Source organism: Streptomyces sp. NPDC001717, from assembly GCF_042892775.1.
Lineage (GTDB): Bacteria > Actinomycetota > Actinomycetes > Streptomycetales > Streptomycetaceae > Streptomyces.
The window spans coordinates 198,718-224,378 of sequence record NZ_JBIAUK010000008.1 but is presented as its reverse complement, the minus strand read 5'-3'; the positions used below and the strand labels follow the sequence as shown (position 1 = coordinate 224,378).

Here is a 25,661-nt window from a genome sequence, read left to right as displayed (position 1 = left end):
TACTAGCTGGGGGTCACGGAGCGGCACCCTCCGGGCGCCCGCTGTGCACGCGCGGACGCGTAGAGGCACACGGCGGCGGCCGTCGCGAGGTTCAGGCTCTCGGCCTTGCCGTGGATGGGGACCCGTACGACGGCGTCCGCGAGCGCCCGCGTCTCCTCGGGCAGGCCCCACGCCTCGTTGCCGAAGACCCAGGCGGAGGGGGTGCCCATGGTGCCGGCGTCCAGCTCGGCGTCCAGGTCGTCCTCGCCGGCCCCGTCTGCCGCGAGGATCCGTACGCCCGCCGCGCGCAGCCCCTCGACGGCCTGCTCCACCGGGACGCCGACCGCCACCGGCAGGTGGAACAGGGAGCCCACGGAGGCCCGTACGGACTTGGGGTTGTACAGGTCCACGGAGGCGTCGGTCAGGACGACGGCATCGGCGCCGGCGGCGTCGGCGCAGCGCAGCACCGTGCCGGCGTTGCCGGGGTCGCGGACGTGCGCGAGGACGGCGACCAGCTTGGGCCGGGCCCCCAGGATCTCCTCGAACGGCGAGTCGAGGAAGTGGCAGACACCGACGAGGCCCTGCGGGGTGACGGTCTGGGAGACCTCGGCGAGCACCTCGTCGGAGGCGTGGTGCACGCGCGCCCCGGCCTTGCGGGCGGCTTCGACGATGTCCGCGTAGCGCTCGGCCGCCTCGACGGTGGCGAACAGCTCGATCAGGGTCGACGCGCCCTCGGCTCCGCGGTGCTCGACGGCCTCGCGGACCGCCTGGGGGCCCTCGGCGATGAACCGGCGCTCCTTGGTGCGGAAGTTGCGCCGCGCCAGGCGCCTGGCTGCGGCCACCCGCGGGGATCGGGGGGAGATCAGCTCGTCGGGGTGACCCATGTGTCTGCGGTTCTCTTTCGGGGTTCCGTGGCGGTGTGGTGCCTGCAAAGCACACGGACCCGCAGGCGAATGCCTGCGGGTCCGTGGGGGCCGGCCGCGTGGAGCGGGCCGGCTAGCCCTTAGGCAGCGACCTTGGGGGCGTTGACGTCGGCCGGGAGGGCCTTCTGCGCGACCTCGACCAGCGCGGCGAACGCGTTGGCGTCGTTGACGGCGAGCTCGGCGAGGATCTTGCGGTCCACCTCGATGTTCGCGGCCTTCAGACCCTGGATGAGGCGGTTGTACGTCATGCCGTTCTGGCGGGCAGCGGCGTTGATGCGCTGGATCCACAGCTGACGGAAGTCGCCCTTGCGCTTCTTGCGGTCGTTGAAGTTGTAGACCAGCGAGTGGGTGACCTGCTCCTTGGCCTTGCGGTACAGGCGCGAACGCTGACCGCGGTAGCCGGAGGCCGCCTCGAGGATCGCCCGGCGCTTCTTGTGGGCGTTGACTGCCCGCTTGACGCGTGCCACTTTTTACTCCTTGTAGCGGGGCCGTGGGTGTCTTCACACGACCCGGAAATTCGATGGGGTCCCGGTCTCGACGTTCATCCGCTCCCGGTACGGGAGCGGAGACGTCAGATGCCGAGAAGCTTCTTGATCTTCGCGGCGTCGCCGGGAGCCATCTCCGCGTTGCCGGTCAGGCGGCGGGTGACACGGGACGACTTGTGCTCGAGCAGGTGGCGCTTGCCGGCGCGCTCGCGGAGCACCTTGCCGGAGCCGGTGACCTTGAAGCGCTTCTTGGTACCGCTGTGCGTCTTGTTCTTCGGCATGGCGCCGTTATCTCCTCGTCGGTGGCGCTCCCTCGCCGGCCCGAATGGGACCGGCGGGCGGGAGCGTCATGTTGTGTCGGGTGATTCCGAGACAGGCTGCCTCGGAATCAGGCCTCGGCGTTCGCCTCGTCGGCGGGCGCCTCGGTGACCTCGGATCCCTCGGTGGCGGACGCCTCGGCGGGAGCGGTCTCCTCGGAAGGAGCCGCCTCGTCGGTGGCGGCGACACCCTGGCGCTCGGCCTTGCGGGCGGCCTGCGCCTCGCGGGCTTCGGCCATGGCCTCGGTCTTCTTCTTGTGCGGACCGAGGACCATGATCATGTTTCGGCCGTCCTGCTTCGGGTTCGACTCGATGAAGCCGAGCTCCTCGACGTCCGAAGCGAGACGCTGCAGCAGTCGGTAGCCGAGTTCCGGCCGGGACTGCTCGCGACCACGGAACATGATCGTGATCTTGACCTTGTCGCCCTGCTTGAGGAACCGAACGACGTGACCCTTCTTGGTGTCATAGTCGTGCGGGTCGATCTTCGGCCGGAGCTTCATTTCCTTGATGACCGTGTGCGCCTGGTTCTTGCGCGCCTCACGGGCCTTCATGGCCGACTCGTACTTGAACTTGCCGTAGTCCATGAGCTTGCAGACCGGCGGGCGTGCGGAGGCCGCTACCTCGACCAGGTCGAGGTCGTACTCCTGCGCGAGCTCAAGCGCCTTGGCAAGCGGCACGATGCCGACCTGCTCACCGCTGGGACCGACGAGTCGAACCTCGGGAACGCGAATCCGGTCGTTGATGCGGGGCTCGGTGCTGATGGATCCTCCTCGGTAGCACCACACGACTGCCTGGCAGACAGCCGCTGACGTGTATTTCCGTCAGACCGACCGAGCGGGAGAATCAAAAAACCCCGCCGGGCACAGGCGGGGGCTCCAAAGCAACCGGAGCACCATCGCGTGCGAACCGCGGGGCGCAGTATCGGGCAGCTTTCCATCGTCCGTACGGAACGATGGATGCCGCCTGACCGGTGACCTGCCTCCCCGGAGGGTGGTCAGGTGGGAGAATCGGAGCCTCCACTTGTGGGCCGGGCACGCAGGTGTCCGGCCGGTCGAAGTACATACTAGCACCGTGCCTGGCAACCCGCTCCACGGCCTATCGTGGTCCGCATGACTGACGCGACGCCTTCCGCTTCCACTCCCGATTACGACGACATGACCCGCGACATCGCGGAGGTTCCGGCCGTCGAGGTCATCACCACGGTGGCCGTGCACCTGCTGAGCGCCGCGGCGGTCAACCTGGGCCTGGACAAGCCGGACTCCGAACACAAGGACCTCGACGAGGCCCGCAAGCTGATCAACGCCCTGGCCGGCCTGGTGACCGCCAGCGCCACCGAGATCAGCTCCTTCCACGCCGCCCCGCTGCGCGACGGCCTCAAGTCGCTCCAGCTCGCCTTCCGCGAGGCCTCGATCGTCCCGGACGAGCCGGGCCAGGGTCCGGGCGAGAAGTTCACCGGTCCCGTCTACGCCTGATCCCCGCACTCCCCCGCGTACGAAGGGGCCGGGCCCGCCGGGACGGTGCGGCGGGGCCGGCCCCCGTGGGCGGGCGGGCCCCGGGCCGCGGCGGGAGAGGGGCGGGCCCCGCGGGGCCCGCCCCGCGGCCGGCCGCAGCCCCCCGGATCCCCCCCCCCCCCCGCTTAGGAGGGGGCGGGGCCGCCCGCAAGGTCCCGGCGGGCCCGGCCCCTTTCGTCGTCCGTCCCCGGGTCAGCGGCTGAAGAGGGGCTGCCCCGGCGGGACCGGCCCGTCGGCCGGCAGCAGCGCCAGGTCCAGCCCGCGCACCAGCCGGGCGCGCAGCGTCTCGTCCGCCGCCAGTGCCCGCGCGACCCGGCCCGCGGCGGCGGGGGTCTCGGCGCCCGCGGCCAGGACCACGGCGAGGGTCCCGTCGGCGTCGGCGCCGCCCCGGCCCAGGTGGGCGCGGATCACGGCCGGCTCCGCCGCCACGGCGGCCCGTACGGCCTCCCGGACGGCGGGATCGGCCAGCGGGTCCGCGTCGGTGCGGCCCTCGGCGAGCGCGCGCAGCGCGGCGCCGGTCAGCTGGTAGGTGACCGGGCCGGCCAGGTCGAGCACCACGGTGTCGGCCTTCTCGTGCGCGGCGGCCGCCAGGGCCTGGTGCAGCGGGACGGCCACCGGGCGGGCGGCCGGGTCCCACAGGGCGAGCGAGGCGATCGAGGTGAAGGCGGGCAGCGCCCGCCGGTCGCCCGCCCGCAGCGTGGGGACGGCCATGTCGCTGGTCTTCTCGCGCTTGAGACCGGTCTCCGGGTCGGTCTCCACCTCGCCGAGCACGGCGACGACCGGGACCAGCAGCCGAGCGCCCTTCAGCGCCGCGAGCACCTCGGGCTCCTTGGCCCGGTCCTCGGACCAGGCGGCCAGGGCCGCGGTCAGCCGGGGGTCCGCGGAGCCGTCGTCGTCGGAGAAGCCCGGGTCGGGAATGTTCTTGTTCGCCACTTGTCCCACGTTCGCCTCGTTCGCCACGGTCGGTCCGACCCTACTGTGCGGCGGCCCCGTCACTGTGCGGCGGCCTCGTCCCGCCCCCGGGTGCCCGGGCGCGGGCGGCGGGCCAGTACGCAGGCCAGCGCGAGCAGCGCCGCGCCCAGGACCGCCGCCGCCGGGGCGCCGAGCCGGGCCGCGCGCTCGGGCGGGCGGACCGGGTCGGGGCCCGCGCCGAAGTAGGTCCGCCCGGCCGGGACCGGGGTGGGCACCGGAGTCTGCGGGCGCAGCGACTCCGCCTTCTGCAGGGCGGCTGCCGGATCCACCATCCCGTGGCCGCGGGCGTCGTCGCGTCCGCCGGCCGGGGAGTCGGAGGCCGTCTCCTCCAGCAGCCGCTTGATCTGGGCCGGGGACAGTTCCGGGTGGGCGGCCCTGATCAGGGCCACGGCGCCGGAGACGAAGGCCGCCGCGGCGCTGGTGCCCCAGCCCTCGTAGTAGGAGCGGTCCGGGTCGGCGATGACGACGTCCACGCCGGGGGCGCTGACGGTGGCGTACCAGTTCCGGGTGGAGAACCTGGCCTTCCTGCCGCGCCGGTCGACGGCGGTCACCGCGATCACGCCCGGGTAGGCGGCCGGGTAGGAGACGCGGTCGCCGCTCTCGCCTCCGTTGCCCGCGGAGGCGACGACGACCACGCCCTTGGAGAGCGCGTACTGGACGGCCTCGTCCTCGCCCGCCTCGTGGTGGGCGGAGTCGCTGTCGTCGCCGAGGGACAGGTTGATCACGTCGGCGCCGTGGTCGGCGGCCCAGCGGATGCCCTCGGCGAGGGCTCCGCCCTTGGACTCGCGGGCCTGGGCGCGGCCCGGGTCCCCTTCCTCCAGGATCACCCGGACCGGCAGGATCTTGGCCTGCGGGGCGACGCCGAGCACGCCCTGGCCCCGGTTGGGGCCGTGGCCGTGGCCGGCGATGATGCTCGCCATCGCGGTGCCGTGGCGGGCCCAGGCGCGGTCGCCCCGGCCGGCGCCCATGCCGACGAGGTCGGTGCCCTCCCGGACCTGGCCGGCGAGGTCGGGGTGGGAGTCGTCGACCCCGGTGTCGAGGACGGCGACGGTGACCCCGTCGCCGCGGGTGGTGCCCCAGGCCTCCTCGGCGCGCAGCGCCAGCAGGCCCCATTCGCGGTCCCGGATGGTGTCCGCGGCGGCGGGCGGCGTGCCGGCGCCGGTCGCGAGCAGGGTGGCGAGCGCGACGGCGACCGTACGGCCGGCCGCGCTCATCGGACCTGCGCCGGGGTGGGCGGGCCGGCGAGGGTGCGTACGGCGGCCGCGACGCGGCCGGCGAGGCCCTTGGCCTCGTGGCCGAGGCCGGCCCGGGCGGCGGGGGCCGCGGCGTCCTTCTTCATCAGTTCCTCGGCGGGCAGGGGCGCGTCCAGGTGGCGGCCGTCGGCGAAGGCGGCCACCGTGTAGAGCACGACGGGGGCGTCGGGGAGCACGGACGCGGTCCAGGCGCCGCGCTGCGCGTCGGCGAAGCCGTAGGCGGGCGGGGCGGTGAACCGCCCGGTGAGCGCGGCCATCGCGGGGGCGTCGGCCGGGGTGAAGACCAGGCCGACGGTGATCAGGGAGCTGCCGGTGGCGTCGGTGTAGGTGGCGCGGAGCACGCGGGTGCAGCCGGTGTCGGCGAGCAGGTGCTGCCACTCGGAGGAGAGGGCGACCGGGCAGTCGGCGTCGGGGGCCAGGGCGGTGCGGGTCCAGTTGCGGTCGGCGCCGCCGGGTCCGGCCGCGGGGCCGGAGAGGACGGGCGGCAGGAGGCTGTCCACCGGACTGGAGTGCCACAGCGAACGGGCCTTGCCGTAGGCGGCGTCGGCGGAGGGTGCGTGGTGCGTGGCGCGGTGCTCGGACCAGACGGTGAGGCCGGCTCCGGCGAGGAGGCCGGTGCCGAGGGTCGCGCACACCGCTGCGGCCAGTACCCGTGCGGGGCCGCGGCGGGGCCGGGCGGGCGGGGGTCGGTCCGGGTCGGGCTCGGCCGTGACCGCGCTCCGCGGTGTCGTCGTGGTCATCCGGCGGCTCCGCCCCCCGTTCCGTACGGCTGCCTGCCCGCTACTTTACGGGGTGCGTACGCGGCCCCCGGTCCGCCGGAGGCGCGGATACCCCTACCCACCGGTAGAGACCTCTGGCAAGCTGCCGCCATGTCTTCCGACCGGGCCCGGTACGACCGGGCGACCGCGCATCTCGACGCGCCGCTGGCCATCGTGGATCTCGAGGCGTTCGACGCCAACGCCGACGACCTGGTCCGCCGGGCGGGCGGGAAGCCGGTGCGCGTGGCCAGCAAGTCCGTACGGTGCCGCGCGCTGCTGGAACGCGTACTGGCGCGGCCGGGGTTCGCCGGGATCATGTCGTACACCCTGGCGGAGTCGATCTGGCTGGCCCGGGCGGGCTTCGAGGACGTGCTGCTCGCCTATCCGTCCGTGGATCGGGCCGGGTTCGGGGAGCTGGCCGGGGACGCCAAGCTGGCCGCCGCCGTGACGGTGATGGTGGACGATCCGGCGCAGCTGGAGCTCATCGACCGGGCCCGGGACGGCGGCTCCGAGGAGATCCGGGTCTGTCTCGAACTCGACACGGCGCTGCACCTGTTCGGCGGGCGGGTCCGGGTCGGGGCGCGGCGCTCTCCGCTGCGGGATCCCGAGCAACTGGCGGAGCTGGCGCGGGTGGTGGCGCAGCGGCCCGGCTTCCGGGTGGTGGGCCTGATGGCGTACGAGGGTCACGTCGCCGGGGTCGGGGACTCGCTGACCGGCCGGCCGGTGCGCTCGCGCGCGATCCGGCTGATGCAGGGCGCGGCCCGCAGGGAGCTGGCGGCCCGGCGGGCGGCGGTGGTCCGGGCCGTGCGGGCGGTGGTGCCGGACCTGGAGTTCGTGAACGGGGGCGGCACGGGCAGCGTCGCCGAGACCGCGGCCGAGGACGCGGTCACCGAGATCGCCGCCGGGTCGGGGCTGTACCTGCCGCGACTGTTCGACAACTACACGACGTTCAGCGGGCGTCCGGCGGCGCTGTTCGCGCAGCCGGTGGTCCGACGGCCCGGGGTGGGCGTGGTGACGGTCCTCGGGGGCGGGTACCCGGCCTCGGGCGCGGCCGGTGCGGACCGCTCGCCGGTGCCGTACCTGCCGCAGGGGCTCCGCTACGACCCCCAGGAGGGCGCCGGGGAGGTCCAGACGCCGCTGCTCGGCAGCCCGGCCGACGACCTGCTGATCGGCGACCGGGTCTGGTTCCGGCACGCGAAGGCCGGGGAGCTGTGCGAGCGGTTCGACACCCTGCACTTCGTCGAGGGCGACCGGGTGACGGGGAGCGCGCCGACGTACCGGGGCGAGGGGAAGACCTTCCTGTAGGCGGGCCCGGTCGTCCCGTCGACCCGTCGACCCGTCAGTACACGGAGTCCGTCTGGTCCGGGACGACGCTCGCGTCGGGGCGCAGGACCGGGCCCTTGGTGCCGTCGTGGTCGACGTAGCCCGTCGTCGCGCACGGGTAGGGCGCGGCCTTCTGCTTCTTGGGTTCGATGAACATGGGGTTGACGATCCAGCGGCCGTCGCCGTTCTCGTACGCCCGGCACATGAGCTCGTTCTTGTTGCGGTTGAGGACGAGCCGCAGGGCGGTCGCGTCGCGCAGGAACGTGACGTCGGTGTCGGAGTCGCCGGCGGCGAACACCTGGCGGCGGGCGGGCGGCTGGACCTTCTCGGCGTCCGCGCCGCGCACGCCGAAGATCTCCTTGTTGATCCAGCAGCGCTTGCCGTCGATGTAGGTGATCATCGTGTCGGCGCCGTCCGGGACGGATCCGCAGCCCTGGAGGCGGGAGGTGAACTTCCCGCCTCGGGTGGTGGTGTTGCGGATGCCGATGACGTGGCCGGCGTCGATGCCCACGCCCTTGGCCCAGACCTCGACGACGGGCTGTGGTGAGGCCGAGCTGATCCAGACGTCGAAGCCTGCCCCGCGCAGGGTGTTGATCAGGTCCTTCTGCTGGTCGTAGTAGCGGACCCAGCCGGTGGCGGTGCCCGTGCCCACCTGCTGGGTGGTGCCGATGGGGGCCGCGAGGTTCTCGGTGCGGGCGGCGGCGGCGAAGCCGCGTACGTCGCGGGCCGTCCAGCCCTGCGTCAGCTGGGCCAGCCAGGCGTACGAGGGCTCGGTGGTGCGGCGGTCCCAGCCCGCGAAGGCGGGGGCGCCGGTGCGGGTCGCGGCGGTGCCGTAGACGGCGTTGATCTCGTCGGCGCAGCCGGCTCCCTCCGGGGTCCCCGTGGGCAGCGGTTCTCCGGGCCGGGCGAGGGGGGCGCAGGCCTCGGCGAGGGCGGTGGCGGCCGCGGGGGTCAGGAAGCGGCTGGTGGCGGACCAGTCGGCCGGGCGGCGGATCTTCCCGTTGCGCAGCAGCCAGTACATGGTCGCGTCGCCGACGTCGTTCTTGACGACGGTGTTGTCCCAGTCGAAGACGGCCACGGGCTTGTGCCGCCGTCCGCCGCAGCTGCCGTACCGGTCGACGAGCTGTTGGAGGCGGGCCTGGTTGTCCCCGTACCAGCCGGGTCCGACGACCGCCGGTCGGCAGGAGCTCTGGTCCGCCCGGGCGGGTGCGGCCAAGAGGAGTCCGGAGCCGGTGGCCGCGATGAGGGCGAGGGTGGCGGTTCTGTTCCTGCGCATGCTGCTCCTCGGGGGGGGTGGGGATACGGCACAGCCGGGCGCCTGGCGGGGCGCCCGGCTGGGGGAAGGCCGGTGGGGCGGTGTGGTCTACAGCGGGGTGACGTACGCGCCGGAGATGCCGCCGTCGACGAGGAAGTCGGTGGCGTTGATGAAGGAGGAGTCGTCGCTGGCGAGGAAGGCGACGGCGGCGGCGATCTCGGTGGGTTCGGCGAAGCGGCCGAGCGGGATGTGCACGAGGCGGCGGGCCGCGCGCTCGGGGTCCTTGGCGAACAGTTCCTGGAGGAGCGGGGTGTTGACGGGCCCCGGGCACAGGGCGTTGACGCGGATGCCCTCGCGGGCGAACTGCACGCCGAGCTCGCGGGACATGGCCAGGACGCCGCCCTTGGAGGCGGTGTAGGAGATCTGGGAGGTGGCGGCGCCCATGATGGCGACGAAGGAGGCGGTGTTGATGATGGAGCCGCGGCCCTGGCGCTGCATGTAGGGCAGGGCGGCCTTGCAGCAGAGGTAGACGGAGGTGAGGTTGACGTCCTGGACCCGCTTCCACGCCTCCAGGCCGGTGGTGAGGATCGAGTCGTCGTCCGGGGGCGAGATGCCGGCGTTGTTGAAGGCGATGTCGACGGAGCCGTAGGTGTCGAAGGCGGTCTTGAAGAGGGCCTCGACCTCCTCGGGGTCGGTGACGTCGACCTTCACGAAGGTGCCGCCGACCTCCTCGGCCGCGGCCTTGCCGGCGGTCTCGTCGATGTCGCCGCAGACGACGTGGGCGCCCTCGGAGGCCAGGCGGCGGGCGGTGGCGAGGCCGATGCCGCTGCCGGCTCCGGTGATGACGGCGGTGCGGCCGACCAGGCGGCGGCAGACGATCGTTCCGGTCTCTTCAGTGCTCATGTGCTTCAGGCCTCCGTGCTGATGAAGACGTTCTTGGTCTCGGTGAAAGCGGTGAGGGCGTCGGGTCCGAGCTCGCGGCCGAGTCCGGACTGCTTGTAGCCGCCGAAGGGGGTCCAGTAGCGGACGCTGCTGTGGGAGTTGACGGACAGGTTGCCCGCGGCGACGGCGCGCGAGACGCGCAGGGCGCGGCCGACGTCGCGGGTCCAGAGGGAGCCGGAGAGGCCGTACTCGGTCGCGTTGGCCAGGCGTACGGCGTCCTCCTCGTCCTCGAAGGGCAGGACGACGGCCACCGGGCCGAAGACCTCCTCGGCGGCCACGGGCGCGGTGGGGTCGACGCCGGTGACGAGGGTCGGCGGGTACCAGAAGCCGGGGCCCTCGGGGGCCTTGCCGCGGATGGTGGTGAGGTCGCCGGTGACGTAGGAGCGGACGCGCTCCAGCTGGGCGCGCGAGATGAGCGGGCCCATCTGGGTCTTCTCGTCGAGCGGGTCTCCGACGAGGACGGACTCGATGCCGGGGGCGAGGAGCTCCAGGAACCGGTCGTAGGCGGAGCGCTGTACGAGGATCCGGGTGCGGGCGCAGCAGTCCTGGCCGGTGTTGTCGAGGAAGGACATCGGGGCCGCGGCCGCGGCGGCCTCGATGTCGGCGTCGGCGAAGACGATGTTGGGGCTCTTGCCGCCGAGTTCGAGGGTGACGCGCTTCACCCGGTCGGCGCACTTGGCCATGATCTGCTTGCCGACGCGGGTGGAGCCGGTGAAGACGATCTTGGCGACGCCCGGGTGTTCGACGAGCGCGTCGCCCGTGACCGCTCCGCGGCCGGGGAGCACCTGGAAGAGGTGCTCGGGGATCCCGGCTTCGAGGGCGAGTTCGGCGAGGCGCAGCGCCGTGAGGGGGGTGGTCTCGGCGGGCTTGAGGATGACGGCGTTCCCCGCGGCGAGGGCGGGTGCCAGGGCCCAGGCGGCGATCGGCATGGGGAAGTTCCAGGGGGCGATCACGCCGATCACGCCGAGGGGGTCGAGGAAGGTGACGTCGATGCCGCCGGCGACGGGGATCTGGCGGCCCGAGAGGCGTTCCACTCCCCCGGCGGCGAAGTCGAGCAGGTCGCGTACGTTGCCCGCCTCCCAGCGGGCGTTGCCGATGGTGTGGCCTGCTTCACGGACCTCCAGCAGGGCCAGTTCCTCGATGTTCGCGTCGACGACCGCGGCGAAGCGGCGCAGCAGCCGCGCGCGGTCCGCGGGGGCGGCCGCCGCCCAGGCGCGCTGGGCCGCGGCGGCCCGGGCGACGGCGGCGTCGACATCGTCCCGTGTGGCGGCCGGGACGATGGCGACGGTTTCCTCGGTGGCCGGATTCAGGACCTCTAGATGGTCGGGGGCCAGCACATCGGACACGTGGTGCCTCACAGACGTTCGGGTTCGGGGAGGGTGAGGGTTACAGGCGTTCGAAGGAGCGGCGCAGCTCCCAGTCGGTCACCGCGGAGTCGTAGGCGTCGAGTTCGACGCGGGCCATGTTGCGGTAGTGGGCGACCACTTCGGGGCCGAAGGCGGCCTTGGCGATCTCGCTGTTCTCCCAGAGCTCGGCGGCCTCGCGCAGGGTCGTGGGAACGTGCGCGTAGTCGGCGGTGTAGGCGTTGCCGGCGCACACCTCGGGGAGTTCCAGCCGGTTCTCGATGCCGTAGAGCCCGGCCGCGACCAGGCCGGCGACGGCGAGGTAGGGGTTGACGTCACCGCCGGGGAGGCGGTTCTCGAACCGCATGGAGCGGCCGTGGCCGACCACGCGCAGCGCGCAGGTCCGGTTGTCGACTCCCCAGGCGACCGCGGTGGGCGCGAAGGATCCGGGCCGGAAACGCTTGTACGAATTGATGTTGGGGGCGTAGAGAAGGGAGAAGTCGCGCAGCGCGGCCAGCTGGCCGGCCAGGAAGTGCCGCATCACCGGTGACATTCCCCCTGGACCGTCCCCGGCCATGGCGTTGCGTCCTTCGGTGTCGCTGAGCGAGAGGTGGATGTGACAGGAGTTGCCCTCGCGCTCGTCGAACTTGGCCATGAAGGTGAGCGAGACGCCTTCCTGGGAGGCGATCTCCTTCGCCCCGGTCTTGTAGACGGAGTGCTGGTCGCAGGTGGTCAGCGCCTCGTCGTAACGGAAGGCGATCTCGTGCTGGCCGAGGTTGCACTCGCCCTTCGCGGACTCGACGACCAGGCCCGCGGCCTGCATCTCGCCCCGGATGCGCCGCAGCAGGGGTTCGATGCGGCCGGTCCCGAGGACGGAGTAGTCGATGTTGTACTGGTTGGCTGGGGTCAGGCCGCGGTAGCCCGCGTCCCAGGCCTGCTCGTAGGTGTCCTTGAAGACCATGAACTCCAGCTCGGTGCCGACCATCGCCGTGTAGCCGAGCTCGGCGAGGCGCTCCAGCTGGCGGCGCAGGATCTGCCGGGGCGCGGCGACGACGGGCGAGCCGTCGTTCCAGGCGAGGTCGGCCAGGACGAAGGCGGAGCCCGGGTTCCAGGGGATCCGGCGCAGGGTGGCGAGGTCGGGGTGCATGGCGAAGTCGCCGTAGCCCCGGTCCCAGGAGGACATCTCGTAGCCGTCGACGGTGTTCATGTCCGTGTCGACGGCGAGCAGGTAGTTGCACCCCTCGGTGCCGTGCGCGAGGACCTCGTCGAGGAAGAACTGTGCGGCGAACCGCTTGCCCTGGAGCCGCCCCTGCATGTCGGGGAAGGCCAGGACGACTGTGTCGATCTCACCGCTGGCGACGAGGGCACGAAGCTCCTCCGGCGCGAGCGGCGGCTTGCGGTCTACCACTGGATTCTCTCCTTCGGTGAGCCGAGTGCGCCTAAGGTATTGAACAGAACCATTGCTTGGGAAGGGGAGGAGCCAAGATGACCGACACGGCGAGCGAAGGGGACGCCGCGCGGCGGCTGGATCCCGTGCTGCGACAGGTGCGGGCGGGCAACGGTTTCGAGGAGGCCCTGGAGCAGATCCTCCAGGTGGTCCGGCTCGGCCTGGTCTCCGGCGGCGAACGACTGCCGCCCGAGCGCGAGTTGGCGGAACGCATGGGAATCAGCCGGGTCACGCTGCGCGAGGTGCTGAAGGTGCTCCAGGACCAGGGGCTCGTGGAGGCCCGGCGCGGCCGGTACGGCGGAACGTTTGTGCTGCCGCGCCCCGACACGCCCGCGGGCGGCGCCGAGGAGGAGCTGCGCCGGCGTGTCGCGGGTGTGGACATCGAGGACGTACTGCGCTTCCGCGAGGTCCTGGAGGTGGGGGCGGCCGGACTGTGCGCCTCCCAGGGGCTGACCGAGGAGGCCACCGACCGGCTCCTCGGGGCGCTGGCCGCCACCCACGACGCCCCGCTCGCCGACTACCGCCGCCAGGACACCCTCTTCCACCTCACCCTGTGCGAACTGGCCGGCTCCGCGACCCTGACCGCCCAGTACGCGGCCGTCCGGGCCACGGTCAACGACCTGCTGGACTGCATCCCCCTGCTCGTGCGGAACCTGGAGCACTCCCAGCAGCAGCACACCGCGCTGGTGGAATCCGTACTGGACCGGGACCCCGCCGGGGCGCGCGAGACCATGCGCGAGCACTGCTGCGGCACGGCCGCGCTGCTGCGCGGGTTCCTGGCGTGACCCGGCCAAAGAGGGCGCCGGAGAGGTCTTCGTAACTCCCGTTTAACGCAGAGGTCTTGCGCACTCCACTCTCCTACGGCAAAGGTACGCAGCAAAACCATTGCAGCAACGCCCGCAGGCAGGAGCGCACGATGGCCGACGACGTCGCGGCACGGCTGAAAGCCGTGCCCGGAACCCCCGACTCCCCCGACGGCGGCGGGGACGAGTACCTGGAGCGCCGCACGCTGCGCCGCGGCAGCGCCGGCTGGCTGCTGCTGACCGGCCTCGGCGTCGCGTACGTCGTCTCCGGGGACTTCTCCGGCTGGAACGTCGGCCTCGACAAGGGCGGCTTCGGCGGCCTCGCCATCGCCACCGTCCTCATGGGCGCGATGTACGCCTGCCTGGTCTTCTCCCTCGCCGAGCTGTCCACCATCCTGCCGACGGCGGGCGGCGGCTACGGATTCGCCCGCCGCGCGCTGGGCCCCTGGGGCGGATTCCTCACCGGCACCGCGATCCTCATCGAGTACATCCTGGCCCCGGCGGCGATCGTCATCTTCATCGGCGACTACGTGGAGTCGCTCGGCCTCTTCGGCCTGACCTCCGGCTGGCCCGTCTACCTCGGCTGCTTCGTGATCTTCATCGGCGTGCACCTGTGGGGCGTCGGCGAGGCGCTGCGCTTCAGCCTCGTCGTGACCGCCGTCGCCGTGGCCGCCCTGCTGATCTTCGCGATCGGCGCCTTCACCGAGTTCAGCGCCGACGGCCTGAACGACATCCCCGTCGACCCGCAGGCCTTCGGCTCCAACTCCTGGCTGCCGCTGGGCGTCCTCGGCATCTGGGCCGCGTTCCCCTTCGGCATGTGGTTCTTCCTCGGCGTGGAAGGCGTACCGCTCGCGGCCGAGGAGGCCAAGGACCCCGTCCGCTCCATGCCCAAGGCGCTCGCCATCTCCATGGGCATCCTCGCCCTCCTCGCCCTGATCACCTTCTTCGCCGCGACCGGCGCGCAGGGCGCGGACGCCGTCAAGACCGCCGGAAACCCCCTGGTGGTGGCCCTGGAGGGGGACGGCGGCCCGACCGCGCTGAGCCGCTTCGTGAACTACGCGGGCCTCGCCGGCCTGGTGGCCTCCTTCTTCTCCCTCATCTACGCGGGCTCTCGCCAGCTCTTCGCCCTCTCCCGGGCCGGCTACCTGCCCCGCTTCCTGTCCCTGACCTCCCGGCGCAAGGCCCCGTACCTGGGCCTGGTCATCCCCGGCGCGATCGGCTTCGCCCTCGCCGCGGCCACCGGGAACGGCGCGCGGATGCTCAACATCGCGGTCTTCGGCGCCACCATCTCCTACGCCCTGATGGCCCTCTCCCACATCGTGCTGCGCCGCCGCGAGCCCGGCCTGGAGCGCCCCTACCGCACCCCCGGCGGGATGCTGACCTCCTCCGTGGCCTTCGTACTCGCCCTCTCGGCCCTGGTCGCCACCTTCCTGGTGGACAAGGACGCGGCATTCATCGCGCTGGCCGTGTACGCCGTCGCCCTGGCCTACTTCGCGTTCTACAGTCGGCACCACCTCGTGGCCTCGGCCCCCGAGGAGGAGTTCGCGGCTCTGGCGGAAGCCGAGGCGGAACTGACCCGCGACTGAAATCCTGCCTTCGTCCCGCCTTCGCCCAACCCCTCGCTCTTCGCCCGTCCGGAGGTATCGAACGTGCCCAGGCCGCTCATCGGCATCACCACCTACGTCGAGGAATCCACCCGCTACGGGGTGTGGGACCTCCCGACGTCCCTCGTACCGTCCGGGTACTACGAGCTCGTCCAGGCGGCGGGCGGCGCGGCCGTGCTGCTCCCGCCCGACGAACCCGGGGCGGCCGCGGAGGTGCTGGGCCGGGTGGACGGCCTGATCGTCGCGGGCGGCCCGGACGTGGACCCGGCCCGCTACGGGGCGGTGCGCGACCCGCGCACGGGCGCCCCGGCCACCGTCCGCGACCGGTGGGAACTCGCCCTGATCGGGGCGGCACTCGAATCGGGCACGCCGCTGCTGGGCATCTGCCGGGGCATGCAGGCGCTGAACGTGGCCCTCGGCGGCACGCTGATCCAGCACATCGACGGCCACGTCGACACCCCCGGCGTCACCTCCTGGCACCCGGTCCGCCCGGTCCCGGGCACCCGGTACGCGGAACTGGTCCCGGAGGAGGCGCAGGTCCCGACCTACCACCACCAGGCGGTCGACCGCCTGGGCAGCGGCCTGGTCGCCTCCGCGTACGCGCTGGACGGCACGGTGGAGGCGATCGAACTGCCCGGCCCCGAGGGGTGGGTCGTGGGCGTGCAGTGGCACCCGGAGCGGGACACGGACACCAGGGTGATGTCCGCCCTCGTCGAGGCGGCCTCCGTCCTGGCCTCCGTCCGCACCGCGGTCCCGGTGGGCTGACCCCGGCGCCCCTACGCCCCGACGCCCCGGCGCCCCCGCGCCCCGGCGGCGGTCCGCTGCCCGATTGGCAGGCCGCCCGCCGGGCGCGCAGGCTGGAAGGATGCGGACCGAGACGAACGGCGCGGTGTCCGGGCGGGTGTCGGCGTTCCTGGAGAACCCGATCGTCGGGATGGCACCGTGGATCATCTTCTCGCTGCTGGTCGGCCCGGGGCGGTTCGAGCTCGCGGTCGGGCTGGCGCTCGCCTCGGCCGTCGCGCTGATCGTGCTGAGCCGCCTGGTCAACCGCGGCACGTCCTGGAAGCTGCTGGAACTCGCCGACGTGGTGTTCTTCGCCGCGATGGCCGTCATCGGACTCCTGGCGAGCGAGGGCACCCGGCGCTGGCTGGAGACGTACGCCGGGGAGGTCGCCAACATCTCCCTGGCCGTGATCGCCTTCGGCTCGATGGCCGTGCGGATGCCGTTCACCCTCCAGTACGCCCGTGAGCAGGTGGACCCGTCGATCTGGCACAGCCCGACCTTCCTGCGCACCAACTACATGATCACGGGAGCGTGGGGCGCCGCGTTCCTGGTGGCGGCGGCCGCCGGCGCCTACGGGGACCTCGTCCTGCACAACCCGAACAACATCTGGACCGGCTGGATCATCCAGATCCTCGCGATCGTCGCCGCCCTGAAGTTCACCGTCTGGTACCCGGACGTCGTCCGCGCCCGCGCGGCCCGCGAGGCCGCCGGCGAGGACCCCGGACCGCTGCCCTGGGCCGGTCTGGCGCTGCCCCTGGCGGGCCTGCTGGTACCGATCGGGATCGCGGTGCTGATCTTCGACAACATGTGGTGGCTGGGCGCGGCCCTGATCGTCGCGGGCTCCCTCCTGACGAAGACCCTCGGGGCACGCACCTCCGACCCCATCGCATAGATCCGACCCCACCGGAGGCCGATTCAGCCCCGCCGGCGTTCGAGGCGCGGGGGTCCGGGGGCAGCGCCCCCGGCAACGGCGCCGCACCCGGCACACACAGGACCATGGGGCCCGCCGCTAGGCGCCGCGCCGGGTCAGCGACAGCAGATCACGCGCAGGCCCCGCCGGCCGGGCCCCGGTCGGCCACACCGCCCGCAGGGCCCGCCCGAGCGCGGCCCCCGCCACCGGAACCTCCACCAGCCGCCGCGCCGCGAGCTCATCCCGCACCGCCAGTTCCGACAGCACGCACGGCCCCGCCCCGCTCAGCGCCGCCGCCTTCACCGCGGTGGTCGACGCCAGTTCGAGCAGCGGCGCCGCGAGCCCCCCGGCCGAGGCCAGCGCGGCGTCCAGCACCTGCCGGGTTCCCGAACCCCGCTCGCGCAGGATCAGCGCCGCGGCCGCCAGTTCCGCCGCCTCCACCGGCCGTGCCCGCCGCGCCCAGGCGTGCCCCGGCGCCACCGCGACCACGAGCCGGTCCTGCGCGATCACCGCCGAGTCCAGCCCGTCCGGCACCGTGAGCCCCTCCACGAACCCGAGGTCCGCGTCGTGCCCGAGGACCCGTTGGGCGACCACCGCGGAGTTCCCGGCGTGCAGGGACACCGCCGTGTCCGGACGCTGGCCGCGCAGCGCGATCAGCCACCCCGGCAACAGGTACTCGGCGATCGTCATGCTGGCCGCCACCCGCAGCCGCGAGTCCCGCCGCCCGCGCAGCGCCTGCGCCCCGGCGTCGAAGGCCTCCGCCGCCTCCACCACCTGCCGGGCCCAGTCCGTGACCAGCGCGCCCTCCGCCGTAAGCGTCGACCCCCGCGGCGAGCGGTCGACCAGGGCCACCCCGAGCCGGCTCTCCATCGCCCGGATCCGGCTGCTGGCCGCCGGCTGCGTGATGCCCAGCCGCCGCGCCGCCCCGCTCAGGCTCCCGACGCGCGCGACCGCGAGCAGCAGTTCCAGGGCGCCCAGATCCGGCACCCGGTGCGCGAGCGGCACCCACTCCTCTTCACCCATAACACCAGTTTATGGCCTGATAACAAGATGACCTCTGCCACCCGCTCCCACCTGCGCCGATGCTGGATCCATGGCCACCACCACCGTGCGACCCCGCACCCTCGCCACCGAGCCCGCGCCCCGCGCCCACAAGGCCCCCGCGCTGCGGCACCTCGGCCCCAACTGGTACGCCTCCGTCATGGGCACGGCAATCATCGCCAACGCCGGCGCGACCCTCCCGTACCAGCTCCCCGGTCAGCGCGTGGCCTGCCGGCTCGTCTGGGCGCTGTCCGCCGTGGCCCTCGCCGTGCTGCTCACCGCCCGGGCCGGCCACTGGCTCCACCACCGCGACCAGGCCCGCGCCCATCTCCTCGACCCCGCCGTCGCCCCCTTCTACGGCTGTCTCTCGATGGCCCTGCTGGCCGTCGGCGGCGGCACCCTCATCGTCGGCAAGGACCTCATCGGGACCGGCGCGGCCGTCGCCGTGGACACCGTGCTCTTCACCGCCGGCACCGCGATCGGCCTGCTCGCCGCCGTGGCCGTGCCCTACCTGATGGTGGTCCGGCACAAGGTCGAGCCCGGGCAGGCGACCCCCGCCTGGCTGCTGCCGCTCGTGGCCCCCATGGTCTCCGCGGCCCTCGGCCCCCTGCTGATACCCCACCTGCCCGCCGGTCAGCCCCGCGAGACCCTGCTGCTCGCCTGCTACGCGATGTTCGGCATCAGCCTGCTCGCCACCCTGCTGATGCTGCCCCTGGTCTTCGGCCGGCTGATCGTGGGCGGTCCCCTCCCCCTGGCCCTGACCCCCACCCTCTTCCTGGTCCTCGGCCCCCTCGGGCAGTCCACCACCGCCGTGAACCAGCTCGCCGACGTGGCGCCCCAGTCGATCGGCGCCCCCTACGCCGGGGCGCTCGGGGCCTTCGCCGTGGTGTACGGGGTCCCCGTGATGGGATTCGCCCTGCTGTGGCTGGCCCTCTCCGCGGCGATGCTGGTCCGGGCGGCCCGTGACGGGATGGGCTTCGCGATGACCTGGTGGGCCCTGACCTTCCCCGTCGGCACCTGCGTCACGGGCGCCGCGGGCCTGGCCCGGCACACCGGTCTGACCGCCTTCGCCTGGCTCGCCGCGGCCCTCTTCCTGGCCCTGCTGACCGCCTGGCTCCTGGCCGCCGCCCACACCCTGCGCGGCCTGACCACCGGCCGCCTCCTCGCCGCTCCCCGCTGATCCCCGCCGATCCCCGCTAACGAGCGGCCCGCAGCGCCCCCGCCAGTACCGCGGGGGCCTCGGCCAGCGAGGGCCCGTACCAGGTCAGGTGACGGCCACTGACCAGGGCGGACGGGAGACCCGGAAAGGCCTCCGGGCCGTCGTCCGCCGTGAAGCGGTACGGCTCGTCGGGCAGCACCACCAGATCGCAGCCGGCGCCCGCGAGCTCCTCCACCGGCACCCGGGGATACCGCTCCGGGTGCCCCGCGTACACGTTGCGCACCCCGAGGCGCCCCAGCAGGTCCCCCGCGAAGGTGTCCCGGCCGAGCACCATCCACGGCCGCCGCCACACCGGGACGAAGGCGTCGAGCGGCCCGACCGGCTCCACCCGGGCCCAGGCCCGCTCCGCGTCCGCCAGCCACCCCGGCCTCACCAGCCCCAGCGCCCCCACCAGCACCCGGTCCAACTCCCGGAACGCCTGTGGCAGCCCCCGTACCTCGGTGACCAGCACCTCCACCCCGGCGGCACGCAGCGCCGCCAGGTCGGGGGCCCGGTTCTCCTCCTCGTTGGCGATCACCAGGTCCGGGCGCAGCCGTACGATCGCCGGCACGTCCGGGTTCTTCGTCCCGCCGATCCGCGCCGCGCCGCCCCGGTCGGCGGGGTGCGTGCACCAGTCGGTGACCCCGACCAGCAGCCCCGGCGCACTCACCGCGACGGCCTCCGTCAGCGACGGGACCAGCGAGACGACCCGGCGCACGCCGCTCAGCGTCCGGGGGACGGCGGCTCGGACGTGGCGTGGATGTGCTCCCCGACCGCGACCACCAGGATCCGGGTGTCCTCGCTGACGGCCCGCCAGCGGTGGCGCACGCCTCCCGACAGGAACAGCGCGTCGCCGCTCTCCAGCCGGTACGCCCGCCCCTCGGCCTCCACCTGGCAGGCGCCTTCGACCACGTACATCAGTTCGTCGTTGCGGTGCTGGTACTCGCGCCCCGCGTCCTGGTCCCCGGTGAACTCCAGCGCGTGCAGCTGGTGGTGACCGCGCACCAGGGGCCGCACGCCCGGCACCGGGCTGAGCCCCGATTCGTCCCCGGCCCGTACGAGGTCCACCGTACGGGCGGTGTCGGAGGCGGCGAGCAGCTCGACGGCGGTGGTCTCCAGCGCGTCCGCGACCCGCTCCAGGGACCGCATGCTGGGCCGGGCCCGCTCGTTCTCTATCTGGCTGAGGAAGGGCACCGACAGACCGCTGCGCGCCGACACGGCCGCCAGCGTCAGGCTCAGCGCGCGGCGCCGCTTGCGCACGGCCACGCCCACGCGGAGAGGTTCCTTGCCGTCCTTTTCGGGGTCCTTGTCGGCGTCGTGGTCGATCCCGTCGAGCCCGTCGCCGTGGTCGCCCTTGCCGTCCGTGTCGTTCATGTCGGGGCTGCCCTCCCCTTGTCCGTCGCACATCGGTGTGCTGTAAGCACCTTACGCAGCATCCGCCCCCGGTTTCGCGTGCTCGGGATTCCCGTACGCACCGGGTGCGCGCTCGTTCACCTTCCGTGGCGGGAACTCCCGCCCGGCCCAACGGCCGCGTTGCGGCATCATCGTCACCGTGACGACGACTCGACGCCTGATGCTCCTGGACACCGCCTCCCTCTACTACCGCGCGTACTTCGGCGTGCCGGACTCCGTGAAGGCTCCCGACGGCACCCCCGTCAACGCCGTCCGCGGACTGCTCGACTTCATCGGCCGGCTGGTCCAGGACCACCGCCCCGACGACCTGGTGGCGTGCATGGACGCCGACTGGCGGCCGCACTGGCGGGTCGAGCTGATCCCCTCCTACAAGGCCCACCGCGTCGCCGAGGAGACCGAGAGCGGCCCCGACCTCGAGGAGACCCCGGACACCCTCGCTCCTCAGGTCCCCGTCATCGAGACCGCGCTGGACGCCTTCGGCATCGCCCGGGTGGGCGTCGCCGGGTACGAGGCGGACGACGTGATCGGCACCCTAACGGCCCGCGCTAGCGGCCCGGTGGACATCGTCACCGGCGACCGCGACCTCTACCAGCTCGTGGACGACGCCCGGCAGCGGCGGGTGCTGTACCCCCTCAAGGGCGTGGGCACCCTCCAGGTGACCGACGAGGCCTGGCTGCGCGAGAAGTACGGGGTGGACGGCCCCGGCTACGCGGACCTGGCGCTGCTGCGCGGGGACCCGAGCGACGGCCTGCCGGGCGTCCCGGGCATCGGCGAGAAGACGGCGGCCAAGCTGCTCGACGCCTTCGGGGACCTGGCCGGGATCATCGCCGCGATCGACGACCCGAAGTCGAAGCTGACCCCCACCCAGCGGAGGCGCCTGGACGAGTCCCGGCCGTACCTGGCCGTGGCCCCCAAGGTGGTCAAGGTCGCCTCCGACGTCCCGCTCCCGGCCTTCGACCCGGCTCTTCCCAAGGCGCCCGCACAGCCCGAACTGGTGGGGGCACTAGCCCATCGGTGGGGCCTGGGTGGAGCAGTTGAACGCCTGAGCAGCGCACTGCGCACCTGAGGTGCTAACTTAGGTAAGGCTAAGTTTCTGGGGAGTCAAGGGGAGACACCGTGGCACAAGGACGCGCCCGCAATGTCGGTACCGCAGCCGTCGTACGCACCGAGCGGCTGACGCCGCACATGGTGCGGGTCGTGCTGGGCGGTGAGGGCCTGGACGGCTTCGGCGCGGGCGAGTTCACCGACCACTACGTCAAGCTCCTCTTCCCCCCGCAGGGCGTGACCTACCCCGAGCCGTGGGACCTGGAGCGGATCCGCGCCGAATACCCGCGTGACCAGTGGCCGCGCCAGCGCGCGTACACCGTGCGCTGCTGGGACCCGGCGCGGCGGGAACTGACCCTCGACTTCGTCGTCCACGGCGACGAGGGCCTGGCCGGCCCCTGGGCGGAGCGGGCCCGGCCCGGTGAACCCGTACGGTTCCTGGGCCCGGGCGGCGCCTACGCCCCGACGCCGGCGGCCGACTGGCACCTCCTGGTGGGCGACGAGAGCGCCCTGCCCGCCATCGCGGCGGCGATGGAGCGGATGCCGGCGGGCGCACGGGTGCACGCCTTCGTGGAGATCGAGGGCCCGGCCGACGAGCAGAGGATCACCACCCCGGACGGCATCGCCCCGGTCTGGGTCCACCGCGGCAACCGCCCGGTCGGCGCGGCGCTGGTGGAGGCCGTCAGAAACCTGGACTTCCCCTCCCAGGACGTACACGCCTTCGTCCACGGCGAGGCCGGCTTCGTCAAGGAACTCCGCCACCTGCTGCGCCTGGAGCGCGGCATCCCGCGCGAACGCCTGTCGATCTCGGGCTACTGGCGCCTGGGCGAGACGGACGAGGGCTGGCGCGCGATCAAGCGCGACTGGAACGCGGCGGTGGAAGCCGAACAGGAGCACGCGGCCGCGGCCTGACGCCTCCGGCGCGGCGACCCGACAGGCCATATCCAGCCTCGCCGGCGTTCGAGGCACGGGGGTCCGGGGGCGGAGCCCCCGGCAACGGCGCCGCGCCCTCACAGCCACCGCGCGCGGCAACGGCGGACCGGCGGGACAATGACGCCATGCGTACGCTCCGCGCACTCGGGGCGGCAGGCGCCGCCGTACTCCTGGCGACGGGAGCGACCACCGCTCCCAGCCCGCCCCCGCCCCCGAAGCCGCAGATCAGCGACGAGGCCGTCGACAACGCAGTCGACCACCTCGACCGGACCGTCGCGGAGATGATGCGCCGCACCGGCGTCCCCGGCGTCTCGGTGGCCGTGGTCCACGACGACAAGGTCGTCTACATCAAGGGATTCGGACTCCGTCGCACCGGTGAGACCGCGAAGGTCGACCCGGACACGGTCTTCCAGGTGGCCTCCGTCTCCAAGCCGATCTCCTCGACCGTCGTCGCGGGCGCGCTCACCGACCCCGGCGCATGGGGCCGGCACACCGACCTCCCCGGGTTCTCCCTCAAGGACCCCTGGGTCTCCGGACACGTGACGTACGCCGACCTGTTCTCCCACCGCAGCGGCCTTCCCGACCACGCGGGCGACCTCCTCGAAGACCTCGGCTACGACCAGGCGTACATCCTCGACCACCTCCGCCTGGAACCCCTCACCCCGTTCCGCGCGAGCTACGCCTACACCAACTTCGGCCTCACCGCCGCCGCCGAGGCCGTCGCCCGCGCCAAGGGCGCCGGCTGGCAGAAGCTCTCCGACGACGTCCTGTTCAAGCCGGCCGGGATGACCAGCACCAGCACCGAGTTCTCCGCGTTCGAGCAGGCCCCGAACCACGCCGCCACCCACGTGAAGAACCCCGACGGCACCTGGAGCCCGCGGTACGTCCGCAACCCCGACGCCCAGGCACCGGCCGGCGGTGTGAGCTCCTCCGCCCGCGACATGTCCCGCTGGCTGCGGCTCCAGCTCGCCGGCGGCACCCTCGACGGCAAGCGCATCATCCCGGCCGACAACCTCGCCGCCACCCACCTCCCTCAGATCCTGTCGCAGCAGCCCACCCCGCCCGCGAACCACACCGGCTTCTACGGCCTCGGCTGGAACGTCTCCTACGACGACGCTGGCCGGCTGCGCCTGAGCCACTCCGGCGGCTTCGAACTCGGCGCCAACACCAACGTCACCATGCTCCCGCTGGAGCAGCTCGGCATCGTCGTCCTCACCAACGGCGCCCCGGTCGGCGCCGCCGACGCCATCGCCCTGGACTTCTTCGACTTCGCCGAACACGGCAAGGCCACCACCGACTGGCTCCCCCTGCTGGCGGCCGTGTACGAGCAGGGGGACTTCGCGCTCCGCTCCCCCACCGACTACGCACACCCGCCCTCGGGAGCGAAGCCGGCCCAGGACAGCGCCGCGTACACCGGCACCTACGACAACGCGTACTACGGCAAGGCCACCGTCACCGCCGACGACTCCGGCGCGCTCACCCTCTCCCTCGGCCCGAAACCCCTGCGCTACCGGCTCACGCACTACGAAGGCGACACCTTCAGCTTCGAGACGACGGGCGAGAACGCGGTCGGCCGCACCGGGGTCTTCTTCTCCGACGGCACCCTCCGCGTGGAGTACCTCGACGCCAACCACCTCGGCACCTTCACCCGGCGGTGAGGGGTGCGCTCCCCTCCCGCATAGCCTGTCCCCGATGAGACGCAAAGCCCAGGTACCGCCCTCGCCCCTCCCCCAGCGCGCCGGAATCGACCCGGTGCGCCTGCGGCTGCCCGCCGACCCGGAAGGGCAGTGGCCCGATCTGGGCACGTACCTGACCGAGCGGTACGCGGGCACGCGCGGCGCGGACTCCATGGCGCACCTGCTGGCCGCCGGCCGGGTCCTCGGCCCGGGCGGAAGGGTCCTGAGCGCGCGGGACCCGTACGAGCCCGGCGGGTACCTGTGGTTCCACCGGGACATGGAGCCCGAGCCGACCGTGCCCTTCGCCGTGCGCGTCGTGCACCGCGATCCGCACCTGCTGGTCGTGGACAAGCCGCACTTCCTGGCGACCACCCCGCGCGGCAGCCACATCACGCAGACCGCCCTGGCCCGGCTCCGCGAGGAGCTGGACCTGCCGGAGCTCAGTCCGGCGCACCGGCTGGACCGGCTGACCGCGGGGCTGGTCATGTTCAGCATCCGGCCCGAGGACCGCGGCGCCTACCAGCTCCTGTTCCAAAGGCGCGCGGTGCACAAGGAGTACGAGGCCCTCGCGGCCCACGATCCGGCGGCGACCTTCCCCCGCACGGTCCGCAGCCGGATCGAGAAGACGCGCGGGGTCATCGCGGCGGTCGAGGTCCCGGGCGGCGAACCGAACGCCGAGAGCCTCGTCGAACTCATCGCCACCCGCGGCGACCTGGCCCGCTACCGGCTGACCCCGCACACGGGCCGCACCCACCAGCTACGGGTGCACATGAACGCCCTGGGCATGCCCATCCTCGGCGATCCCGTCTACCCGCGGGTCACCGACCCCGCCCCGGACGACTACCGCCGCCCGCTGCAACTCCTGGCCCGGGTGCTGGAGTTCACCGACCCGGTCACCGGCACCGCCCACCGCTTCGAGAGCGGCCGCGAGCTCCAGGCCTGGACCGACCGGCCCGGCTGGGAGGCCGGCACCGGATCGACCTAGCCGGAACGACCCAGTCGAAACGGCCTGTCCGGAACGACCTATCCGGAACGAACGCCCGCGATCCGCAGCGCCGCGTCGGCCGTGGCCTCCGCGAAGACCGCCACGGGCCGCTGCGGATCGGAGCGGTGTATCAGCATGACGCCCTCGATGAGCCCGAACACGAGATCGTTGCGCAGGTCCAACCCGGCCTCGTCCCCCGCCAGTTCGTCCCCGACGGACGTTCCGTCGAGCAACGTCCGGTAGGCGTCCCTCAGTTCGCCCCGCATCCGGCGGAACTGCGAGAAACGCGCACCGGCCACCTCGGGCAGCAGGTACAGCGCCCCCAGGTTGTACGGCCCGCCGCACAGCAGCAGCACGTCCGAGCGGCACAGCTCCCACAGCCGGCGCGCCGCGGGCCGCTCGCTTTCGGCGAGCAGCCGCCGGGCCAGCACCAGCGACGGCGCGACCGTGGACTCCAGTAGCTCGGCGAGGAGTTCCTCCTTGCCGCCAAAGTAGTGGTACATCGTGGCCTGGCGCATTCCGGCCCGTTCGGCGACCGCCCGCGTGGTCGTCGCCGCATATCCTCTGGCGGTGAAAAGCTCGGCCGCCGCACTGAGGAGTTCCTCGCGCGGCGGCCGGCCACTTTCCGGTCTCGCCTGGTCGGCGCGCGGCCGACCGACCCTTTTAGGCCCCCCGGCCAATCCCCCACTCATGGGCCGATCGTCGCACACGGCACGCCGATCCGATCATGGCAAGAGAACAGATCGGGCCGGCCCCACACTTG

General features: G+C 73.1%; 26 protein-coding genes. 11 read left to right on the top strand and 15 right to left on the bottom strand.

The window, feature by feature from the left end; genetic code table 11:
• Positions 1-2 precede the first annotated feature (2 nt).
• From ACFYZL_RS17120 to infC, 4 genes are all read right to left on the bottom strand, one after another.
• Positions 3-863 carry a TrmH family RNA methyltransferase gene (locus ACFYZL_RS17120; protein ID WP_384757727.1) on the bottom strand — a complete coding sequence of 287 codons (861 nt, stop codon included), beginning with the start codon at positions 861-863 and terminating at the stop codon, positions 3-5.
• Between the two features lie 119 nt (positions 864-982).
• Complete coding sequence (gene rplT / locus ACFYZL_RS17115) at positions 983-1,369, bottom strand: 50S ribosomal protein L20 (protein WP_030157251.1); 387 nt, start codon at positions 1,367-1,369, stop codon at positions 983-985.
• A 104-nt stretch (positions 1,370-1,473) separates the two neighbouring features.
• Positions 1,474-1,668, bottom strand: a complete 195-nt coding sequence (rpmI, locus tag ACFYZL_RS17110; RefSeq protein ID WP_030012385.1) for a 50S ribosomal protein L35 — start codon at positions 1,666-1,668, stop codon at positions 1,474-1,476.
• Positions 1,669-1,775: 107 nt separating this feature from the next.
• On the bottom strand, positions 1,776-2,489 hold the full coding sequence (gene infC, locus ACFYZL_RS17105; RefSeq protein WP_384757730.1) for a translation initiation factor IF-3: 714 nt from the start codon (positions 2,487-2,489) through the stop codon (positions 1,776-1,778).
• 324 nt (positions 2,490-2,813) lie between these two features.
• Between infC and ACFYZL_RS17100 the strand changes: the two genes are divergently transcribed.
• Positions 2,814-3,176 (top strand): DUF1844 domain-containing protein, encoded by a 363-nt coding sequence (locus ACFYZL_RS17100; protein WP_376662463.1) that lies wholly within the window; start codon positions 2,814-2,816, stop codon positions 3,174-3,176.
• A gap of 231 nt (positions 3,177-3,407) precedes the next feature.
• Here ACFYZL_RS17100 and ACFYZL_RS17095 read toward each other — a convergent pair whose 3' ends face one another.
• Genes ACFYZL_RS17095 through ACFYZL_RS17085 form a run of 3 tightly spaced genes read right to left on the bottom strand, consistent with a single transcriptional unit; the run spans position 3,408 to position 6,180 of the window.
• The gene (locus ACFYZL_RS17095) at positions 3,408-4,148 is read right to left on the bottom strand and encodes an SseB family protein (RefSeq protein ID WP_384758568.1); all 741 of its coding nucleotides are present in this window, start codon (positions 4,146-4,148) and stop codon (positions 3,408-3,410) included.
• A gap of 59 nt (positions 4,149-4,207) precedes the next feature.
• Positions 4,208-5,401: a type VII secretion-associated serine protease mycosin gene (mycP, locus tag ACFYZL_RS17090; protein WP_388679663.1), complete on the bottom strand. Its 1,194-nt coding sequence runs from the start codon at positions 5,399-5,401 to the stop codon at positions 4,208-4,210.
• A complete protein-coding gene (locus tag ACFYZL_RS17085) occupies positions 5,398-6,180 on the bottom strand; it encodes a hypothetical protein (RefSeq protein ID WP_388679660.1) in 783 nt (260 codons plus the stop codon). The genes mycP and ACFYZL_RS17085 overlap by 4 nt, the downstream gene beginning before the upstream one ends.
• 129 nt (positions 6,181-6,309) lie before the next feature.
• Between ACFYZL_RS17085 and ACFYZL_RS17080 the strand changes: the two genes are divergently transcribed.
• Entirely contained in the window at positions 6,310-7,503 is a 1,194-nt protein-coding gene (locus ACFYZL_RS17080) for an amino acid deaminase/aldolase (protein ID WP_384758560.1), read from the top strand.
• 34 nt (positions 7,504-7,537) lie between these two features.
• Here the strand turns inward: ACFYZL_RS17080 and ACFYZL_RS17075 are convergent, their stop codons facing one another.
• From ACFYZL_RS17075 to ACFYZL_RS17060, 4 genes are all read right to left on the bottom strand, one after another.
• Positions 7,538-8,797, bottom strand: coding sequence for a haloacid dehalogenase-like hydrolase (locus tag ACFYZL_RS17075; protein WP_388679657.1), 1,260 nt, complete (start codon positions 8,795-8,797; stop codon positions 7,538-7,540).
• Positions 8,798-8,884: 87 nt separating this feature from the next.
• Complete coding sequence (locus tag ACFYZL_RS17070) at positions 8,885-9,679, bottom strand: 3-oxoacyl-ACP reductase (protein ID WP_384755839.1); 795 nt, start codon at positions 9,677-9,679, stop codon at positions 8,885-8,887.
• A gap of 5 nt (positions 9,680-9,684) precedes the next feature.
• Positions 9,685-11,064: an aldehyde dehydrogenase family protein gene (locus tag ACFYZL_RS17065; RefSeq protein ID WP_388679654.1), complete on the bottom strand. Its 1,380-nt coding sequence runs from the start codon at positions 11,062-11,064 to the stop codon at positions 9,685-9,687.
• Positions 11,065-11,104: 40 nt separating this feature from the next.
• Positions 11,105-12,469 carry a glutamine synthetase family protein gene (locus ACFYZL_RS17060; protein ID WP_388679651.1) on the bottom strand — a complete coding sequence of 455 codons (1,365 nt, stop codon included), beginning with the start codon at positions 12,467-12,469 and terminating at the stop codon, positions 11,105-11,107.
• Positions 12,470-12,546: 77 nt separating this feature from the next.
• On the opposite strand from ACFYZL_RS17060, the gene ACFYZL_RS17055 reads away from it, so the two are divergent.
• From ACFYZL_RS17055 to ACFYZL_RS17040, 4 genes are all read left to right on the top strand, one after another.
• A complete protein-coding gene (locus ACFYZL_RS17055) occupies positions 12,547-13,293 on the top strand; it encodes a FadR/GntR family transcriptional regulator (RefSeq protein WP_384755831.1) in 747 nt (248 codons plus the stop codon).
• A 131-nt stretch (positions 13,294-13,424) separates the two neighbouring features.
• Positions 13,425-14,897 carry an ethanolamine permease gene (gene eat / locus ACFYZL_RS17050; protein ID WP_384755828.1) on the top strand — a complete coding sequence of 491 codons (1,473 nt, stop codon included), beginning with the start codon at positions 13,425-13,427 and terminating at the stop codon, positions 14,895-14,897.
• Positions 14,898-14,960: 63 nt separating this feature from the next.
• Positions 14,961-15,680 (top strand): gamma-glutamyl-gamma-aminobutyrate hydrolase family protein, encoded by a 720-nt coding sequence (locus ACFYZL_RS17045; RefSeq protein WP_388679647.1) that lies wholly within the window; start codon positions 14,961-14,963, stop codon positions 15,678-15,680.
• A gap of 100 nt (positions 15,681-15,780) precedes the next feature.
• Complete coding sequence (locus tag ACFYZL_RS17040) at positions 15,781-16,590, top strand: hypothetical protein (protein WP_384755824.1); 810 nt, start codon at positions 15,781-15,783, stop codon at positions 16,588-16,590.
• A 117-nt stretch (positions 16,591-16,707) separates the two neighbouring features.
• Here the strand turns inward: ACFYZL_RS17040 and ACFYZL_RS17035 are convergent, their stop codons facing one another.
• A complete protein-coding gene (locus ACFYZL_RS17035) occupies positions 16,708-17,631 on the bottom strand; it encodes a LysR family transcriptional regulator (protein ID WP_384755821.1) in 924 nt (307 codons plus the stop codon).
• Positions 17,632-17,701: 70 nt separating this feature from the next.
• Between ACFYZL_RS17035 and ACFYZL_RS17030 the strand changes: the two genes are divergently transcribed.
• Positions 17,702-18,829 (top strand): TDT family transporter, encoded by a 1,128-nt coding sequence (locus ACFYZL_RS17030; protein ID WP_384755818.1) that lies wholly within the window; start codon positions 17,702-17,704, stop codon positions 18,827-18,829.
• 16 nt (positions 18,830-18,845) lie between these two features.
• Here the strand turns inward: ACFYZL_RS17030 and ACFYZL_RS17025 are convergent, their stop codons facing one another.
• A complete protein-coding gene (locus tag ACFYZL_RS17025) occupies positions 18,846-19,565 on the bottom strand; it encodes a helical backbone metal receptor (RefSeq protein WP_388679642.1) in 720 nt (239 codons plus the stop codon).
• 5 nt (positions 19,566-19,570) lie between these two features.
• The gene (locus tag ACFYZL_RS17020) at positions 19,571-20,221 is read right to left on the bottom strand and encodes a helix-turn-helix domain-containing protein (RefSeq protein ID WP_384755816.1); all 651 of its coding nucleotides are present in this window, start codon (positions 20,219-20,221) and stop codon (positions 19,571-19,573) included.
• Positions 20,222-20,420: 199 nt separating this feature from the next.
• Here ACFYZL_RS17020 and ACFYZL_RS17015 point away from each other — a divergent pair, with 199 nt between their 5' ends.
• The 4 genes from ACFYZL_RS17015 (at position 20,421) to ACFYZL_RS17000 (ending at position 24,898) form a co-directional block, all read left to right on the top strand.
• Positions 20,421-21,326: a 5'-3' exonuclease H3TH domain-containing protein gene (locus ACFYZL_RS17015; RefSeq protein ID WP_388679718.1), complete on the top strand. Its 906-nt coding sequence runs from the start codon at positions 20,421-20,423 to the stop codon at positions 21,324-21,326.
• Between the two features lie 50 nt (positions 21,327-21,376).
• A complete protein-coding gene (locus ACFYZL_RS17010) occupies positions 21,377-22,216 on the top strand; it encodes a siderophore-interacting protein (RefSeq protein WP_388679638.1) in 840 nt (279 codons plus the stop codon).
• Between the two features lie 146 nt (positions 22,217-22,362).
• Entirely contained in the window at positions 22,363-23,895 is a 1,533-nt protein-coding gene (locus tag ACFYZL_RS17005) for a serine hydrolase (RefSeq protein ID WP_384750409.1), read from the top strand.
• A 34-nt stretch (positions 23,896-23,929) separates the two neighbouring features.
• Positions 23,930-24,898 (top strand): RluA family pseudouridine synthase, encoded by a 969-nt coding sequence (locus ACFYZL_RS17000; protein ID WP_384750412.1) that lies wholly within the window; start codon positions 23,930-23,932, stop codon positions 24,896-24,898.
• 38 nt (positions 24,899-24,936) lie between these two features.
• Here the strand turns inward: ACFYZL_RS17000 and ACFYZL_RS16995 are convergent, their stop codons facing one another.
• The gene (locus tag ACFYZL_RS16995; protein WP_384750414.1) at positions 24,937-25,590 is read right to left on the bottom strand and encodes a helix-turn-helix domain-containing protein; all 654 of its coding nucleotides are present in this window, start codon (positions 25,588-25,590) and stop codon (positions 24,937-24,939) included.
• Between the last annotated feature and the right edge of the window lie 71 nt (positions 25,591-25,661).

Bases quoted from the DNA above. Each gene is read 5' to 3' on its own strand.
- ACFYZL_RS17035 (WP_384755821.1), bottom strand. From the start codon at position 17,631: ATGGGTGAAGAGGAGTGGGTGCCGCTCGCGCACCGGGTGCCGGATCTG.
- eat (WP_384755828.1), top strand. From the start codon at position 13,425: ATGGCCGACGACGTCGCGGCACGGCTGAAAGCCGTGCCCGGAACCCCC.
- ACFYZL_RS17015 (WP_388679718.1), top strand. From the start codon at position 20,421: ATGCTCCTGGACACCGCCTCCCTCTACTACCGCGCGTACTTCGGCGTG.
- ACFYZL_RS17120 (WP_384757727.1), bottom strand. From the start codon at position 863: ATGGGTCACCCCGACGAGCTGATCTCCCCCCGATCCCCGCGGGTGGCC.
- ACFYZL_RS17070 (WP_384755839.1), bottom strand. From the start codon at position 9,679: ATGAGCACTGAAGAGACCGGAACGATCGTCTGCCGCCGCCTGGTCGGC.
- ACFYZL_RS17005 (WP_384750409.1), top strand. From the start codon at position 22,363: ATGCGTACGCTCCGCGCACTCGGGGCGGCAGGCGCCGCCGTACTCCTG.
- ACFYZL_RS17080 (WP_384758560.1), top strand. From the start codon at position 6,310: ATGTCTTCCGACCGGGCCCGGTACGACCGGGCGACCGCGCATCTCGAC.
- ACFYZL_RS17020 (WP_384755816.1), bottom strand. From the start codon at position 20,221: ATGAACGACACGGACGGCAAGGGCGACCACGGCGACGGGCTCGACGGG.
- ACFYZL_RS17000 (WP_384750412.1), top strand. From the start codon at position 23,930: ATGAGACGCAAAGCCCAGGTACCGCCCTCGCCCCTCCCCCAGCGCGCC.
- ACFYZL_RS16995 (WP_384750414.1), bottom strand. From the start codon at position 25,590: ATGAGTGGGGGATTGGCCGGGGGGCCTAAAAGGGTCGGTCGGCCGCGC.
- ACFYZL_RS17085 (WP_388679660.1), bottom strand. From the start codon at position 6,180: ATGACCACGACGACACCGCGGAGCGCGGTCACGGCCGAGCCCGACCCG.
- ACFYZL_RS17075 (WP_388679657.1), bottom strand. From the start codon at position 8,797: ATGCGCAGGAACAGAACCGCCACCCTCGCCCTCATCGCGGCCACCGGC.
- ACFYZL_RS17055 (WP_384755831.1), top strand. From the start codon at position 12,547: ATGACCGACACGGCGAGCGAAGGGGACGCCGCGCGGCGGCTGGATCCC.
- ACFYZL_RS17100 (WP_376662463.1), top strand. From the start codon at position 2,814: ATGACTGACGCGACGCCTTCCGCTTCCACTCCCGATTACGACGACATG.
- rpmI (WP_030012385.1), bottom strand. From the start codon at position 1,668: ATGCCGAAGAACAAGACGCACAGCGGTACCAAGAAGCGCTTCAAGGTC.
- ACFYZL_RS17040 (WP_384755824.1), top strand. From the start codon at position 15,781: ATGCGGACCGAGACGAACGGCGCGGTGTCCGGGCGGGTGTCGGCGTTC.
- mycP (WP_388679663.1), bottom strand. From the start codon at position 5,401: ATGAGCGCGGCCGGCCGTACGGTCGCCGTCGCGCTCGCCACCCTGCTC.
- ACFYZL_RS17030 (WP_384755818.1), top strand. From the start codon at position 17,702: ATGGCCACCACCACCGTGCGACCCCGCACCCTCGCCACCGAGCCCGCG.